Here is a 15,263-nt window from a genome sequence, read left to right on the forward strand (position 1 = left end):
TAACAGAGAGATCTAATATTTGAGTGCTAGACTGATGTTTATCATACTTTTATCAGTCTTTTTCTATGCAAAAACTCACCTTTAAAGCATTTGGCCTACCTGTATCTTTTTACTTAACAATAGTATTGGGCCTACTGGTAACCCAAAGCGTTTTCGCCGCACCACCGAGCTCATTTTCCAAAGCAAAAAGAGAAGCGGTGAAGATTTATCTCGACCATCCGACTTCATTTTATTGTGGCTGTGACATTACATGGAAGGACAAAAAGAAAGGCATTCCCGACCTTGATGGCTGTGGTTATCAAGTCCGAAAACAACAAAAGCGAGCGAGTCGAATTGAGTGGGAACACGTGGTTCCAGCTTGGCAATTTGGCCACCAGCGTCAGTGCTGGCAAGATGGCGGGCGCAAGAACTGTACTCGCAATGACAAAGTATTCAAATCCATGGAAGCCGATCTTCACAACCTAACTCCGGCCATTGGCGAGGTTAACGGTGATCGCTCCAACTACAATTTCAGTCAGTGGAATGGCATGGATGGCGTGAGCTATGGCCAGTGTGAAATGCAGGTCAACTTCAAGCAGCGTAAGGTTATGCCGCCAGACAGAGCAAAAGGCTCTATCGCGCGTACCTATCTTTACATGAGCCAAGAATATGGTTTCAAGCTATCTAAACAACAAACCAACCTGATGATGGCGTGGAACAAGCAATTTCCTGTCGACAAGTGGGAGTGTACTCGTGATGAGCGAATCTTTGCCATCCAAGGTAATCACAACCCATTTGTTTACCCTGCTTGTAAATAACGTCGCTCGTACAATCAACATTCCTAACTATCTCAAACAAGAGTTTCAGAATTGCCCCTGAAACTCTTGCTCTACCCTTGTTTTTTCAACTAAAAGCATCCATGTTAGGCAGAGACAAAATACCCAAATGAACATATTTATAGGTTTACCAGCATGAGAATCCCTCGTATCCATCACCCAGAACGCATTCATCAGTTAGGTTCACTCGCTTTAGGCGAAGATGCCGCGGGTCATGTTGGTCGTGTCCTTCGCATGAAAGAAGGTCAAGAAGTCCTTCTATTTGATGGCAGTGGCGCTGAATTCCCTGCGACGATAGCTGAAGTATCAAAGAAAAATGTCACCGTTAATGTTTCTGAACGCATCGAACGCAGCAGCGAATCTCCGTTAGACTTACATTTAGGCCAAGTGATTTCACGTGGTGACAAAATGGAGTTCACGATTCAGAAATCGGTTGAGCTTGGTGTGAACACCATTACCCCTCTAATTTCAGAGCGCTGTGGCGTTAAGCTTGATACAAAACGCTTCGAGAAAAAACTCGCACAGTGGCAAAAGATTGCTATCGCGGCGTGTGAACAGTGTGGCCGCAATACGGTTCCTGTCATTCGCCCAATTATGCAGCTTGAAGAGTGGTGCAGCGAACCAAGCGAAGCACTAAAGCTAAACCTACACCCTCGTGCAAAGTACTCAATTAACACCCTTCCAGAACCTATCAGCAAGGTGCGCCTATTGATTGGTCCTGAAGGTGGCTTGTCGGCTGAAGAAATCGGCATGACTGAACAATACAAATTTGAAGAGACGCTACTCGGCCCACGTGTACTTCGTACCGAGACAGCTGCTCTAACCGCAATTACTGCCTTACAAGTCCGCTTTGGCGATCTAGGCTAGGAGAAAAAAATGATCAAACTTGGCATCGTAATGGATCCAATTTCATCCATTAACATCAAAAAAGACTCTAGCTTTGCCATGATGCTTGAAGCTCAGCGTCGTGGTTACGAAATCCATTACATGGAAATGGATGATCTACACTTAGATCAAGGCGTAGCCATTGCTGACACTAAGGTTGTAGAACTAAAAGAAGATCCAAACGGTTGGTACGAATTCAAGTCAGAACAGACAATCGCGCTATCTGATTTAGATGCAGTATTAATGCGTAAAGATCCTCCATTTGATACTGAATACATTTACGCGACTTACATTCTTGAGCGTGCTGAAGAGAACGGCGCACTGATCGTAAACAAACCACAAAGCCTACGTGATTGTAACGAGAAGTTGTTCACGGCTTGGTTCCCAGAACTAACACCGACAACCATCGTGACTCGTAAAGCGGAAAAGATTAAAGAGTTCCGTGAGAAGCACGGTGATGTGATCCTTAAACCACTTGATGGTATGGGTGGTGCGTCAATCTTCCGCGTGAAGGAAGGCGATCCAAACGTATCAGTGATCATTGAAACATTGACGAACCACGGTCAAAACTACGCAATGGCACAGACTTTTGTTCCTGACATCAGCAATGGTGATAAGCGTATTCTTGTCGTTGACGGTGAGCCAATGCCTTACTGCCTAGCACGTATCCCGGCTAAAGGGGAAACTCGAGGCAACCTAGCTGCTGGTGGTACAGGGGAAGCTCGTCCGTTGAGTGAAACAGACTGGGCTATCGCACGAGCAGTAGCTCCTTCACTAAAAGAAAAAGGCTTAATCTTTGTCGGACTTGATGTTATCGGTGACAAGCTGACAGAAATCAACGTGACTAGCCCCACTTGTATCCGTGAAATTGAAGCTGCTTTTGATATTTCGGTAACAGGTAAATTAATGGACGCAATCGAGCGTCGCGTTAACGCTAAATAGCCTAAACTAAAGAAAGCCTTAGCTATTCGCAAACGGCACAGAATCAATGAGCGGCTTCACGCCGCTCTTTTTCCTTTACTGGGAACACACTGGCAGGAGGCTCTATGAATTTAACGAACCACTTTCTGGTTGCTATGCCCGGAATGAAAGACCCCTACTTTCAAAATTCGGTAATTTACCTTTGTGAACATAACGACGAAGGTGCGATGGGCTTAATGATCAACGCCCCTATCGATGTCACTGTTGGCAGCATGCTTAAACAAGTTGAGGTTGATTCTGAACAGCCGAAATCCAATCAAGCAAGTCTTGATAAGCCGGTATTAAACGGTGGGCCGGTCGCAGAAGACCGTGGGTTTATTTTGCACAAACCTAAAGGCAGCTATCAATCCAGCATCAACATGACAGACCAAATCTCGGTAACAACCTCAAAAGATATCTTGATGGTGTTGGGCACAGAAGATGAGCCGATGAATTATCTAGTCGCACTTGGTTATGCAGGATGGGAACCGGGACAACTGGAAACCGAACTGACCGAGAACTCATGGTTAACCGTTGAAGCCGATCCGAAGGTCATCTTCGATACACCGATTTCTGACCGCTGGAAAGTCGCTGTACAGATGTTAGGCATAAATGCGGCTCAGCTTTCAGCAGACGCTGGTCACGCCTAGCTCAAATCAGCAACCACTCTCAAACACAGATAAATTTGGAAACCCCATGTCACGAACAATTATGGCATTTGACTACGGTACAAAAAGTATCGGCAGTGCGATAGGACAAGAAATCACGGGCACCGCAAGTCCTCTAAAAGCTTTTAAAGCCAAAGATGGTATCCCAAATTGGGACGACATCGAAAAGCAAATAAAGGAGTGGCAACCGAACTTGATTGTAGTCGGCCTTCCTACCGACCTTCATGGTAAAGACTTAGCAACCATCACACCCAGAGCAAAGAAGTTCGCTAACCGTCTTAAAGGACGTTTTGGTGTCGATGTTGAACTACATGATGAAAGACTATCGACCACAGAAGCAAGAGCCGACCTTTTTGAAATGGGTGGTTATAAAGCGCTAAGCAAAGGCAATGTCGATAACCAGTCTGCAGTCGTCATTTTAGAGAGCTGGTTTGAAGCACAATATTCATAACGAAAATTAAGAGCTCAAAGATTAAACTCCGTTGTGATCCTATAATGATATTACGACGTAATGTCGAAGCAATTCATTAATAGGTAAGTGGGAGTTCACATGAAAATTTTTCTAGCAATCTTCGCCGCTCTAACCATTTCAGCATGCAGCTCAACAGGGTCTAGCAGTGCTGGGTATATGAATGATGGTAAAACCAATTCTAGCTTCACTAGCGGCAACAAATATTACGATGACAGCCGTCGAGAACACGGTTCGCTGAATAATAATTAAGTATCTTCAAACGCCTGAGTTTTTAAACTCAGGCGTTCTTCGTTAAAGCCTGTAGCTTCTAACCCATATCAATTTTAACACCAGCCAACGCCCCAGTTCCGTAGTCATCATCACCACGTCTGGTTTTGAGCATTAAGCGCAAGTCATTAGCAGAATCGGCACTGTGGAACGCATCCTCTTCACTGATCTTGCCTGCTATCACTAAATCATACAAAGCTTGGTCAAAAGTCTGCATACCAATTTCTTTCGATTTAGCCATGGTTGCTTTCAGTTCGTGTAGTTCACCACGACGAATCAAGTCAGACACACGAGGGCTATTCAGCAGAATCTCGAATACCCCATGACGCCCGCTGCCATTCTTATCGCGAATGAGTTGCTGAGCGACGACACCACGTAAGTTCATCGATAAGTCAAACAAGAACTGCTCTTTCTGTTCTTTCGGCACCAAGTGGAGAATACGTTCTAACGCTTGGTTAGCGTTATTGGCGTGCAAGGTTGCCATACACAAATGACCCGTTTCAGCAAAGGTCATCGCGTATTCCATGGTTTCACGGCTCCGGATTTCGCCAATCAAAATCATATCTGGTGCTTGGCGTAACGAGTTCTTAAGTGCAACTTCGTAACTCTCGGTGTCGAGCCCAACCTCACGTTGCGTCACGATGCACTTTTTATGTTCGTGTACGAATTCAATCGGATCTTCAACCGTCAAAATATGCCCCGAGCGATTGGTGTTACGATAGCCTGTCATTGCAGCCATCGAGGTCGATTTACCAGAACCTGTTGAACCAACCACCAGCACAAGTCCGCGCTTAGCGATTGAAAGGTCTTGTAGTACATCAGGAAGCTTTAGTTGCTCAAAGGTTGGGATGTTAGTCTCGATACGTCGAATGACCGCTCCAGGCAGCTCTCGCTGAAAGAATGCACTGACACGAAAACGACCAAAGTCACGCACAATCGCAAAATTAGCCTCACGCGTTTGCTGATATTCATCACGTCGGTCTTGTTCCATCATCGCATCAAGTAATTGAGCAACTTGAGCCGCATTCAGCTTCTCTCCTTGGGGGCGTAATTCACCATCCACACGAAACAGGATTGGCGCATCGACCGTGATATAAAGATCCGATGCCTTTTGAGAAAGCATTCCCTCAAGGATTTGATTCAATTCCATTGTGTCCACCTTGATTAAAACATTGAGGTTTCAATTTCGATCTTTTTCTCGACCTCTTCCGAATCAACCAAGCCTTGTGCCATCAGCTGCTTCGCATTTTGTTCCATGGTCTGCATGCCGTGCGCTGCGCCCGTTTGAATGATCGAGTACATCTGCGCAACCTTATCTTCACGAATCAAGTTTCTGATCGCAGGTGTTGCCATCATGATTTCATGACACGCCACACGACCACCACCAACACGCTTTAGAAGCTTCTGAGCTATCACCGATCGCAGTGATTCAGACAACATCGAACGAACCATATCTTTGTCGCTACCTGGGAACACATCGATAATACGGTCGATAGTTTTTGCCGCAGAACTGGTGTGCAGAGTACCAAACACTAAATGACCCGTTTCTGCTGCGGTTAACGCTAAGCTAATCGTCTCTTGGTCACGAAGCTCACCAACAAGAATCACGTCCGGGTCTTCACGTAACGCACTGCGCAGTGCCGCTTTAAAACTGTGAGTATCACGGTGAACTTCACGCTGGTTGACTAAGCATTTATTATTGGTGTGAACGAATTCAATCGGGTCTTCAATCGTCAGGATATGCTTGTTGTGATTACGGTTTACGTAATCAACCATCGCCGCAAGAGTCGTTGATTTACCAGAGCCAGTTGGACCAGTAACGAGCACTAAGCCTTTTTCGTAGTTAGCAATCCTTTCGAAGATCTCAGGTGCACCTAACTGATCTAAAGTCGGGATTTCGACAGGAATAGTTCGAAAGACAGCAGAGCAGCCACGAGCTTGGTTAAACGCATTAACACGGAAGCGACCAACATTGGGTAATTCAAAAGAGAAGTCGACTTCCAATTTTTCTTCAAACTCGCCGCGCTGTGAATCGCTCATGATCTCAAAAACCAAACGATGCACATCAGCATGACTCAAAGCTGGGATTCCAAGCTTCCTTACTTCACCATCTATACGTACCATTGGAGATACACCCGCAGAAAGATGTAGATCTGACGCGTTATGCTTTACACTAAAATCTAGTAACTCAGTGATATCCATTTATTTTCCCTTAAGTAAAGTCAGCTATGAGTAGTATTCAACAAAATATCGAACAAATCACCTCACAGATTCGTAGTGCTGAGCAAAAGTGCGGACGAGCTCCAGAGTCCGTGCAACTTTTAGCCGTCAGCAAAACTAAACCTATTGATGCGATTCTAGAAGCCGCACTCGGAGGACAAGTTGCCTTTGGTGAAAACTATGTTCAAGAAGGTGTAGATAAAGTAAAACACTTTTCAGAACAACATTCTAACCTAAATTTAGAGTGGCATTTTATTGGTCCAATTCAATCCAATAAAACCCGCCAAATCGCAGAAAGCTTCCAATGGGTGCATTCCGTCGATCGCGATAAGATCGCACAAAGGCTTAATGATCAACGACCAAGCGAACTTCCACCTTTGCAAGTGTTGATTCAGGTAAACACCAGTGGTGAAGAGTCCAAGTCTGGAACCTCAGAAGAGACAGTTTTTGCACTCGCGGAGTTGATTTCATCGCTACCCAACCTCACCTTAAGAGGATTGATGTCGATTCCTGCAAACGTATCTGACTATCAATCTCAGCTTAATGCATTTTCTCAACTGGCAGAGCTTAAAGACAAGCTAGCCGCGAAGTATTCAGACATTGATACCCTTTCGATGGGGATGAGTGGTGATATGGATGCAGCAGTTGAGGCTGGCAGCACAATGGTTCGTATTGGAACAGCTATTTTCGGCGCTCGTGATTACGCGAAATAGCCGTAGTAAGTAACGACAAGTATTGATACCGCTTCGCCTTATCCGCGCAGCGACACGCTCAGGATTTTATATATGGAACATAAGAACATCGCCTTTATTGGGGCGGGAAACATGGTTCGCTCAATTGTAGCGGGCTTAGTTGCGAGTGGTTACCCAGCGCAAAAGATTACTGCGACAGCACCTTCAGAAACCAGAAGGCTGCCGTTAGAACAAGAATACGGCATCAATACCACCAGCGATAATATTGCAGCAGAGCAAGCAGACGTTGTTGTGTTATCCGTGAAGCCACAAATGATGGCTGATGTATGTAAACCCTTACAAGATATCGACTTCAGCAACAAACTGGTTATCTCAATTGCCGCGGGTATTAATGCGAATCGACTCAATGAGATGTTAAACTGCCAACTGAACCTTGTTCGTGTGATGCCAAACACGCCATCACTGCTTGGTAAAGGGATGAGTGGTCTTTATGCCGATGCAACTGTCAGCCAAGATGATAAAGACTTTGCTTCTCAGCTGATGAAAGCTGTTGGTGAAGTAAGCTGGGTTGAGCAAGAGTCTGGAATCAACAACATCATTGCGGCGGCGGGTAGTGCTCCGGCTTACTTCTTCCTGTTTATGGAAGCGATGCAAGCTGAAGCAATCAACCAAGGTTTTGACCAAGAAACCGCTCGTAAGCTAGTGCAGCAGTCTGCATTAGGCGCGGCAGAGATGGTCGTTGCAAACCCAGAGACTGAATTATCAACACTGCGTGAACAAGTGACATCAAAAGGCGGCACGACCGCAGAAGCACTACGCACGTTTAACGAACATCAACTATCAGACATCGTAGCAAAAGCCATGCAGGCAGCGGTTGCTCGAGCTGAAGAGATGGAAAAACTGTTTTAGTACCAATCAAGGTAAACAAGCATTTTGCCGCTCGGGTTATATCTAAGCGGCAAGTAAATCCGAAAAAGGAAACAATATGAACTCGATGAGCTTTCTGATCTCGACCGTTTTTGATCTTTACATCATGGTTGTGATCTTGCGTATCTGGCTACAAGCATCACGTGCAGATTTCTACAATCCATTCTCACAATTCATCGTAAAAGCGACACAACCAGTTGTTGCCCCGCTACGCCGAGTTATCCCATCAATCGGCAGCCTTGATCTGGCGACGGTTGTTTTTGCTTACGTGCTGTGTGTACTTAAGTTCGTTGCTCTAAACCTGATTATTTCTGGCGGCGCTGCCGTTTTCGATATTAGCTTCCTTATCTTTGGCGCACTGTCTCTGCTCAAAGCAGCTGGTGGCTTGATCTTCTGGGTTCTACTTATCCGCGCAATCCTAAGCTGGGTTAGCCAAGGTCGTAGCCCAATAGAGTACGTGTTCCATCAACTGACTGAACCAATGCTAGTGCCTATCCGCCGTATCCTTCCTGATATGGGTGGCTTCGACCTAAGTGTGCTGGTTCTGTTCATTGTTCTGCAATTTGCGAACTTCCTAATGGGCGACATGATCGGTCCTATTTGGTATCAGCTATAATTCAAGTACGAACCTCAGGTACTTTGACGATGCCAAAAGCAGTTTGGGCCGAGGAAGACGATATTCTTCTTAGGCTCTATATCCAACCCAAAGCAAGCCGAGACAAAATTGTCGGCTTGCACGGTGAGGAACTGAAAATTGCCATTACTGCACCACCGGTTGATGGCAAAGCCAATGCCCATTTAGCGAAATACCTTGCGAAACAGTTTAAGGTCGCAAAAGGGCAAATTAAGATAGAAAAGGGAGAACTCGGTAGGCACAAGCAAGTTCGAATATGCTCGCCAAGCCAAATCCCAACTGAAGTCAAAGCCATCCTATGATGGCTTTTTGCTATTTATTGGAGTCATTATGCGTTTATGGATAACAGCACTACTCACCGCTCTTGTTGCCTTACCAAGCTCAGCAGGGCAATTTAAGAACATTAAGGATGTCGAGGTTCATTACTCGGCTTTTAATTCCACGTTCTTAACTTCGCAAGTCGCTAAGCAATACAAACTTAAGCGAAATGGATACTCAGCAATCCTCAACATCAGCGTGTTAGACAAGGCTTCTCTAGGCAAGCCTGCGACAACGGCTAAAATTACGGGAACAGCGAAGAACCTCGTTGGAAACACCCGTACTTTGAAGTTTCGAGAAATCAAAGAAGGCGATGCGATTTATTATCTTGCTGAGTTCCCCGTAACTCACGAAGAAAACATCACCTTCGACATCGATGTGAACGCAGGCCTAAAAGGCACTGGTCCACTGCGTTTCACACAGAAATTCTATATAGAAGAGTAAGCTCAAACCTTACTTTTCATTTATTAACTTATTTAGAGCCACATCCCCATGAGTAAGATTGTTTTAGCAACAGGCAACCAAGGCAAAGTTCGCGAGATGGCAGGTATTCTGTCTGAGTTTGGTTTTGACGTTGTCGCGCAAAATGAATTTAACGTTTCAGAAGTCGCTGAAACAGGAACGACTTTCATTGAAAATGCCATCATCAAAGCTCGCCATGCAGCGAAAGAAACAGGGCTGCCAGCCATTGCTGACGACTCAGGTTTAGAGGTTGATTATTTAAATGGTGCTCCGGGCATCTACTCCGCGCGTTACTCAGGAGAAGGGGCAACCGATAAGCAGAACATCGAAAAATTGCTAAACGCGATGCAAGGTGTCGAAACTGAAAAGCGTACTGCGCGTTTCCACTGTGTGTTGGTGCTAATGCGTCACGAAAATGATCCAACACCTCTAGTATGTCACGGTAAATGGGAAGGTCGCATCCTTACCGAAGAACACGGTGAGAATGGCTTTGGCTACGATCCTGTATTCTTTGTACCAGAAGATAACTGCGCATCTGCTGAACTCGAATCTACACGTAAAAAACAGCTTTCACACCGCGGCAAAGCCCTTGCAGCACTATTCGAAGCAATCAAGGAGCAAGCTCTGTAATGCACAATGCAGCGCTAGTACCACCCGCACTTAGCCTCTATGTACACATCCCATGGTGTGTACAAAAGTGCCCGTATTGTGATTTCAACTCACACGCTCTGAAAGCCGAGATCCCAGAAAAAGAGTACATCGATGCACTGCTTGAGGATCTTGATACTGATATCGAAAAATATCAGCTCAATGGCGCCCCTCGCCCACTGCATTCGATCTTTATTGGTGGCGGTACCCCAAGCCTGTTTTCTCCTGAAGGAATTGGCCGATTGTTGCAAGGCATTGAACAGCGCATCCCGTTCAAACCTGAAATAGAAATCACCATGGAAGCCAACCCGGGAACTATCGAAGCTGAGCGTTTTGCTGGTTACCAAAAGGCAGGGGTGAGTCGAATCTCGGTAGGCGTACAAAGTTTTGAGCAAGAGAAACTGGAAAGGCTTGGGCGTATTCATGGTCAAGATGAAGCGGTAAATGCCGCTCATTTAGCGCATAAGATTGGATTGAATAGCTTCAATCTAGACTTAATGCACGGCTTACCTGATCAGAGTATTGATCAAGCGTTGGCTGATTTGGATAAAGCGATCGAACTCGACCCTCCGCACTTATCTTGGTATCAGCTAACAATAGAACCTAACACCATGTTCTATTACAAAACACCAACGCTGCCTGATGATGATGACCTTTGGGATATCTTCGACCTAGGCCATAAGAAGCTCGCAGACGCAGGGTATGTGCAGTACGAAATTTCAGGCTACAGCAAGCCGGGATATCAGTGCCAACATAACCTTAACTACTGGCGCTTTGGTGACTATCTAGGTATTGGCTGTGGCTCTCATGGCAAGCTAAGCTTTGCAGATGGACGCATTGTTCGTACGACTAAGGTTAAACACCCTAGAGGCTATTTAGCGGCTTACCAGAACATGGTGAAACCGTACCTATCCGATGAATTTGAAGTGCCGAATGAAGACCGACCTTTTGAGTTCTTTATGAACCGCTTTAGGTTAATGGAAGCATGTCCAAAGCAAGATTTCATTGATACGACAGGGCTTGGTTTTAACTCGATTCAAAAAACGATTGAATGGGCAAAAGAGCTAGGCTACTTGAATGAAACCGACACTCATTGGCAGATCACTGAAAAAGGAAAACTGTTCCTCAACGATTTGCTGGAAGCCTTTATGGCAGAAGAAGACGAATAGTTAGAGATTCGAGAAGCATTGCGTAAGGGTTGGCTTTAGGGTCAACCCTTTTTGTTTTATAGCCCCCTCTCGTAGCGAAGCGTTTTATAGGACAACGTCCGTGCTCGAATCTCGCATCTTTCTCCTAGAAAATAGAACGACCGATACGCTCTGAAAGCAGCTCTAGTGCTTTAGTGCCCGCTAAAGAGTTACCAGAAGGATCAAGCTCTGGAGACCACACGGCGATTGTCATCTCACCCGGAACAATGGCAATAATACCGCCACCGACACCCGACTTTCCTGGCATACCAACACGGTAGGCAAACTCGCCCGCACCATCGTACAAACCACATGTCGCAAGCAAAGCATTCAACTGCTTGGTTTGGACTGGCGTGATGATCTCTTTCTTGGTTTGAACCGAGACACCTTTGTTTGCCAAGTAGCTGAAGGTTTTGGCCAAATCAACACACGTCATTTTAAGCGCACAGGCATGAAAGTAGTTATTCAGAACAGGGATAACATCATTTTCAAAGTTACCAAATGAACGCATCAAGTACGCGATAGCCGCATTACGATCGCTGTGCATCATTTCTGAAGCCGCTACTATCTTGTCATACACGATATGAGTGTCGCCCGACAACTGGCGCACAAACTCTAACAAGCGATGTCTCGGTGCTGACAGGCGGCTTTGTAATAGGTCTGCTACGACAATAGCACCCGCATTGATAAACGGGTTGCGGGGAATCCCCTGCTCCATCTCAAGCTGAATCATCGAGTTAAAGGCTTGACCAGAAGGCTCTTTGCCTACTCTTTGCCAAATCTCTTCAGGCTTATATAGCACCATAGCTAGCGTAAGGCTCAAGGCTTTAGAGATAGATTGCACAGAAAATGCTTCTTCAGCATCGCCGGCTTTAATCACCTCACCTTCATTGGTGTATACCGCGATCGCCAGTTTCTGGTTCGATACGCGAGCCAGTGCAGGGATATAATCAGCGACCTTTCCCTGTCCAATTAAAGGACGAACTTCGTCTAAGATCTCGGCCAAAATAGCTTGAGTTGGTTTCATGTGCGCTTACTTCTATATTGTTATTTTTGTAGGGGTGTAACGTTACTTTCTGTCCTTAAACCTTTATATCAATAAAAGCCTAAGGACAAAAAAGCCAACATTACAATAATGTTGGCTTTAATCAATCCCATAAAGTGTAGGGGTTAAATCCTAAGTCGGATTGCCCTTCACTTCATTTGATTCGGAGTTACTTAGTACGCTTGAACTTAATGTCCCAAACACCATGACCTAAACGATGGCCACGAGCTTCAAACTTAGTTAGCGGGCGCTCATCCGGACGAGGGATGTAATCACCATCTTCAGCGATGTTCTCGAAGCCTGGAGCTACGTTCATCACTTCAATCATATGTTCGGCGTAGTTTTCCCAGTCTGTTGCCATGTGGAAAATACCAGTATCAAGTTGAAGCTTACCGCGAACCATCTCTGCAAACTCAGCCTTAACGATACGACGTTTATGGTGGCGAGCTTTGTGCCATGGGTCAGGGAAGAACAGTTGCAGTGTATGCAGGCTGCTATCTGGAATCATGTGTTCAAATACTTCTACAGCATCGTGACACATTACACGCAGGTTAGTTACGCCAGCATCGCGAGCTGTACCTAAACACGCACCAACACCTGGGCTATGAACTTCAATACCTAAGAAGTTTTTCTCAGGTGCGTTCTTTGCCATTTCAACCAGTGATGCACCCATACCGAAGCCAATCTCTAGTACAACCGGGTTATCGTTGCCAAATACTTCTTTCCAGTTAAGAAGCTCTGGGTTGTAGTCGATACCCATTGTTGGCCAACATTCATTCATCGCGTTCTCTTGGCCTTTTGTTAAGCGGCCTTCGCGGCGAACAAAACTACGGATCTTACGAACCAGTTTGCCGTCTTCAGTATATTCGTTAGTGGTCACTTCACTCATTGATTTTTGCCTGCACATTGATTAATCAAAGCGGGGATTATCCAAAGAATTGCCTCCGGTGCAAGTCTTTCCGTGGATAAATTCCCACACAATTTGTCTGTTTTACATCCAACGTTAAGTGTGGTGCAATTTCGCTTCTAATAATAGCAAAGCATAGAGCATGTCGTGACTCCTTTCGCAACCGCCATATTAAAGTGGTATGACGCCTACGGGCGTAAAGAATTGCCTTGGCAACAAAACAAAACCGCCTACACCGTTTGGCTATCTGAAATCATGCTTCAGCAGACTCAGGTTGCTACGGTGATTCCATACTACCAACGCTTCTTAGAACGCTTTCCAACGGTTATCGACCTAGCGAACGCCGAACAAGATGAGGTACTCCACTTATGGACAGGGCTTGGTTATTACGCCCGAGCTCGCAATCTACATAAAGCAGCCAAGATCGTTACTGAGCAATATGGCGGTGAATTTCCGCTGTCTATCGAAGAGATGAACGCGCTACCGGGGGTTGGTCGCTCAACTGCAGCAGCAGTGCTGTCTTCGGTTCACAAGCTTCCTCATGCGATTCTTGATGGCAATGTAAAACGAACGCTGGCGAGAAGTTTTGCCGTTGAAGGTTGGCCGGGGCAAAAGAAAGTCGAGAACCAGCTTTGGGAACACGCCGAAGCACATACTCCTAAGAAAGATGTCGATAAGTACAACCAAGCAATGATGGACATGGGTGCGATGGTTTGTACCCGTAGCAAACCTAAATGTACCCTTTGCCCAATTGAAAGCATGTGTGAGGCCAAGAAGCTCGATAGACAACTCGACTTCCCAGGCAAAAAGCCTAAGAAAGAAAAGCCAGTAAAAGAAACATGGTTTGTGATTCTGTATCACGATAACCAAGTGTGGCTCGAACAGCGCCCTCAATCTGGTATCTGGGGCGGATTGTTTTGTTTCCCTCAAAATGAAAACGCAGAGATCGAACATCAACTAGATCTTCGCTCGATCAAAGACGCTCAAACCGATTCGATCAAGACCATGATTGCGTTTAGACATACTTTCAGCCACTACCACTTAGATATCACGCCAGTATTAGTGAAATTAGATAAACAACCAGATTTGATAATGGAAGGGACTAAAGGTCTCTGGTATAACTTATCAAAACCGGAAGAAATTGGCCTAGCCGCTCCTGTAAAGCAGCTTATTGAGAGCCTACCCTTTGAACTGAACGACGACGTTTGAATCAACGAACGCGATAAGAGGAACCACTATGAGCCGCACTGTATTTTGTGCTCGCCTTCAAAAAGATGCTGAAGGCCTAGATTTTCAACTTTACCCAGGTGACTTAGGTAAGCGTATCTTTGACAACGTGTCTAAAGAAGCTTGGGGACAATGGCAAAGCAAGCAAACTATGCTTATCAATGAAAAGAAGCTAAACATGATGGATCCTGAACATCGTAAACTTCTTGAAACTGAGATGGTTAACTTCCTTTTCGAAGGTAAAGATGTCGTAATTGATGGCTATACTCCACCAAGCGAATAAGACATTTATTTAAGCAATTTTTAATGACATCATGGTTAACGCTGCGATGTCATTTTTGTATGAGGAACTATGAAAAAGCTAAGTTACTTCCTAACAGCCATGTTATTAACTGGCTGCAGCCGTGAATTTGTCGAAAGCATTTATGATGTTAATTACGAACCGACCAACCGATTTGTAAGCAACTTAGCGGAGTTACCTGGTCAGTTTGAAAAAGACACCGGAGCACTAGATGCTTTGATTAATAGCTTTTCTGGCAATATCCAAAAACGCTGGGGCAGTAGTGAAGTAAAAATAGCAGGTAAGAGTAACTATGTGAAATACATAGATAATTACCTGAGCCGTTCCGAAGTAAACTTTAGTGAAGGCCTCATAACGGTAGAAACCGTCTCCTCGACTGAACCTAAAAAACACCTCAAAAATGCGATCATGACGACGCTTTTGACGCCAGATGATCCGGCGCATGTCGACCTATTCTCCTCCAAAAGCATCAAATTAGAAGGCAGGCCTTTCCTCTACAACCAAGTTGTAGACCAAGAAAAAAAGCCTATCCAATGGTCTTGGCGCGCTAACCAGTTCGCTGATTACCTGATCGCTAATAACCTAAAAACCAAAGAAGTCGACTTTAAAAAAGCCTATTACGTTGAGA

At 45.2% G+C, this 15,263-nt stretch carries 20 protein-coding genes; 16 read left to right on the top strand and 4 right to left on the bottom strand.

All coding sequences use genetic code 11. The features are described 5' to 3' along the window. The first annotated feature begins 65 nt into the window (after nt 1-65). The 6 genes from IQQ51_RS16870 to IQQ51_RS16895 all read left to right on the top strand — a co-directional run bounded on the left by IQQ51_RS16870 (nt 66) and on the right by IQQ51_RS16895 (nt 4,049). The gene (locus IQQ51_RS16870) at nt 66-797 is read left to right on the top strand and encodes an endonuclease (RefSeq protein WP_193841624.1); all 732 of its coding nucleotides are present in this window, start codon (nt 66-68) and stop codon (nt 795-797) included. A 153-nt stretch (nt 798-950) separates the two neighbouring features. Further along, nucleotides 951-1,682 carry a 16S rRNA (uracil(1498)-N(3))-methyltransferase gene (gene rsmE, locus IQQ51_RS16875; RefSeq protein WP_017062238.1) on the top strand — a complete coding sequence of 244 codons (732 nt, stop codon included), beginning with the start codon at nt 951-953 and terminating at the stop codon, nt 1,680-1,682. A gap of 9 nt (nt 1,683-1,691) precedes the next feature. Continuing rightward, the gene (gene gshB, locus IQQ51_RS16880; RefSeq protein ID WP_019822368.1) at nt 1,692-2,642 is read left to right on the top strand and encodes a glutathione synthase; all 951 of its coding nucleotides are present in this window, start codon (nt 1,692-1,694) and stop codon (nt 2,640-2,642) included. Between the two features lie 104 nt (nt 2,643-2,746). Next, nucleotides 2,747-3,310, top strand: a complete 564-nt coding sequence (locus IQQ51_RS16885; RefSeq protein WP_048611435.1) for a YqgE/AlgH family protein — start codon at nt 2,747-2,749, stop codon at nt 3,308-3,310. Nucleotides 3,311-3,356: 46 nt separating this feature from the next. After that, entirely contained in the window at nt 3,357-3,779 is a 423-nt protein-coding gene (gene ruvX, locus IQQ51_RS16890; protein WP_017062240.1) for a Holliday junction resolvase RuvX, read from the top strand. 99 nt (nt 3,780-3,878) lie between these two features. Beyond that, nucleotides 3,879-4,049 (top strand): hypothetical protein, encoded by a 171-nt coding sequence (locus IQQ51_RS16895; RefSeq protein WP_156172492.1) that lies wholly within the window; start codon nt 3,879-3,881, stop codon nt 4,047-4,049. A gap of 58 nt (nt 4,050-4,107) precedes the next feature. Here IQQ51_RS16895 and IQQ51_RS16900 read toward each other — a convergent pair whose 3' ends face one another. Further along, entirely contained in the window at nt 4,108-5,217 is a 1,110-nt protein-coding gene (locus tag IQQ51_RS16900; protein WP_048605839.1) for a PilT/PilU family type 4a pilus ATPase, read from the bottom strand. A 14-nt stretch (nt 5,218-5,231) separates the two neighbouring features. Beyond that, the gene (locus IQQ51_RS16905; RefSeq protein ID WP_017062242.1) at nt 5,232-6,269 is read right to left on the bottom strand and encodes a type IV pilus twitching motility protein PilT; all 1,038 of its coding nucleotides are present in this window, start codon (nt 6,267-6,269) and stop codon (nt 5,232-5,234) included. Between the two features lie 26 nt (nt 6,270-6,295). Here IQQ51_RS16905 and IQQ51_RS16910 point away from each other — a divergent pair, with 26 nt between their 5' ends. From IQQ51_RS16910 to hemW, 7 genes are all read left to right on the top strand, one after another. Continuing rightward, nucleotides 6,296-7,000, top strand: coding sequence for a YggS family pyridoxal phosphate-dependent enzyme (locus IQQ51_RS16910; RefSeq protein ID WP_193841625.1), 705 nt, complete (start codon nt 6,296-6,298; stop codon nt 6,998-7,000). Nucleotides 7,001-7,072: 72 nt separating this feature from the next. After that, complete coding sequence (gene proC, locus IQQ51_RS16915; RefSeq protein ID WP_193841626.1) at nt 7,073-7,888, top strand: pyrroline-5-carboxylate reductase; 816 nt, start codon at nt 7,073-7,075, stop codon at nt 7,886-7,888. 76 nt (nt 7,889-7,964) lie between these two features. Further along, nucleotides 7,965-8,522: a YggT family protein gene (locus IQQ51_RS16920; RefSeq protein ID WP_017067798.1), complete on the top strand. Its 558-nt coding sequence runs from the start codon at nt 7,965-7,967 to the stop codon at nt 8,520-8,522. Nucleotides 8,523-8,551: 29 nt separating this feature from the next. Beyond that, the gene (gene yggU / locus IQQ51_RS16925) at nt 8,552-8,842 is read left to right on the top strand and encodes a DUF167 family protein YggU (protein WP_009847703.1); all 291 of its coding nucleotides are present in this window, start codon (nt 8,552-8,554) and stop codon (nt 8,840-8,842) included. Between the two features lie 28 nt (nt 8,843-8,870). Beyond that, nucleotides 8,871-9,302: a DUF4426 domain-containing protein gene (locus IQQ51_RS16930; protein ID WP_017062246.1), complete on the top strand. Its 432-nt coding sequence runs from the start codon at nt 8,871-8,873 to the stop codon at nt 9,300-9,302. A 48-nt stretch (nt 9,303-9,350) separates the two neighbouring features. Further along, entirely contained in the window at nt 9,351-9,950 is a 600-nt protein-coding gene (locus IQQ51_RS16935; protein ID WP_193841627.1) for an XTP/dITP diphosphatase, read from the top strand. Next, nucleotides 9,950-11,137, top strand: a complete 1,188-nt coding sequence (gene hemW, locus IQQ51_RS16940; RefSeq protein ID WP_193841628.1) for a radical SAM family heme chaperone HemW — start codon at nt 9,950-9,952, stop codon at nt 11,135-11,137. The genes IQQ51_RS16935 and hemW overlap by 1 nt, the downstream gene beginning before the upstream one ends. A 124-nt stretch (nt 11,138-11,261) precedes the next feature. On the opposite strand, the gene glsB is transcribed toward hemW, so the two are convergent. Both glsB and trmB read right to left on the bottom strand, forming a co-directional pair. After that, nucleotides 11,262-12,182, bottom strand: a complete 921-nt coding sequence (gene glsB, locus IQQ51_RS16945; RefSeq protein ID WP_048611451.1) for a glutaminase B — start codon at nt 12,180-12,182, stop codon at nt 11,262-11,264. A 187-nt stretch (nt 12,183-12,369) separates the two neighbouring features. Next, nucleotides 12,370-13,089 (bottom strand): tRNA (guanosine(46)-N7)-methyltransferase TrmB, encoded by a 720-nt coding sequence (gene trmB / locus IQQ51_RS16950; RefSeq protein WP_004735468.1) that lies wholly within the window; start codon nt 13,087-13,089, stop codon nt 12,370-12,372. Nucleotides 13,090-13,254: 165 nt separating this feature from the next. On the opposite strand from trmB, the gene mutY reads away from it, so the two are divergent. The 3 genes from mutY to IQQ51_RS27260 all read left to right on the top strand — a co-directional run. After that, nucleotides 13,255-14,316 carry an A/G-specific adenine glycosylase gene (gene mutY / locus IQQ51_RS16955; protein ID WP_193841629.1) on the top strand — a complete coding sequence of 354 codons (1,062 nt, stop codon included), beginning with the start codon at nt 13,255-13,257 and terminating at the stop codon, nt 14,314-14,316. 28 nt (nt 14,317-14,344) lie between these two features. Next, on the top strand, nt 14,345-14,617 hold the full coding sequence (locus tag IQQ51_RS16960; RefSeq protein ID WP_010435637.1) for an oxidative damage protection protein: 273 nt from the start codon (nt 14,345-14,347) through the stop codon (nt 14,615-14,617). 69 nt (nt 14,618-14,686) lie between these two features. Then, the coding region (locus IQQ51_RS27260) for a murein transglycosylase domain-containing protein (RefSeq protein WP_228012931.1) at nt 14,687-15,263 on the top strand (577 nt) is incomplete at its 3' end.

It is taken from the genome of Vibrio sp. OPT18 (assembly GCF_015163615.1).
GTDB lineage: Bacteria > Pseudomonadota > Gammaproteobacteria > Enterobacterales > Vibrionaceae > Vibrio > Vibrio coralliirubri.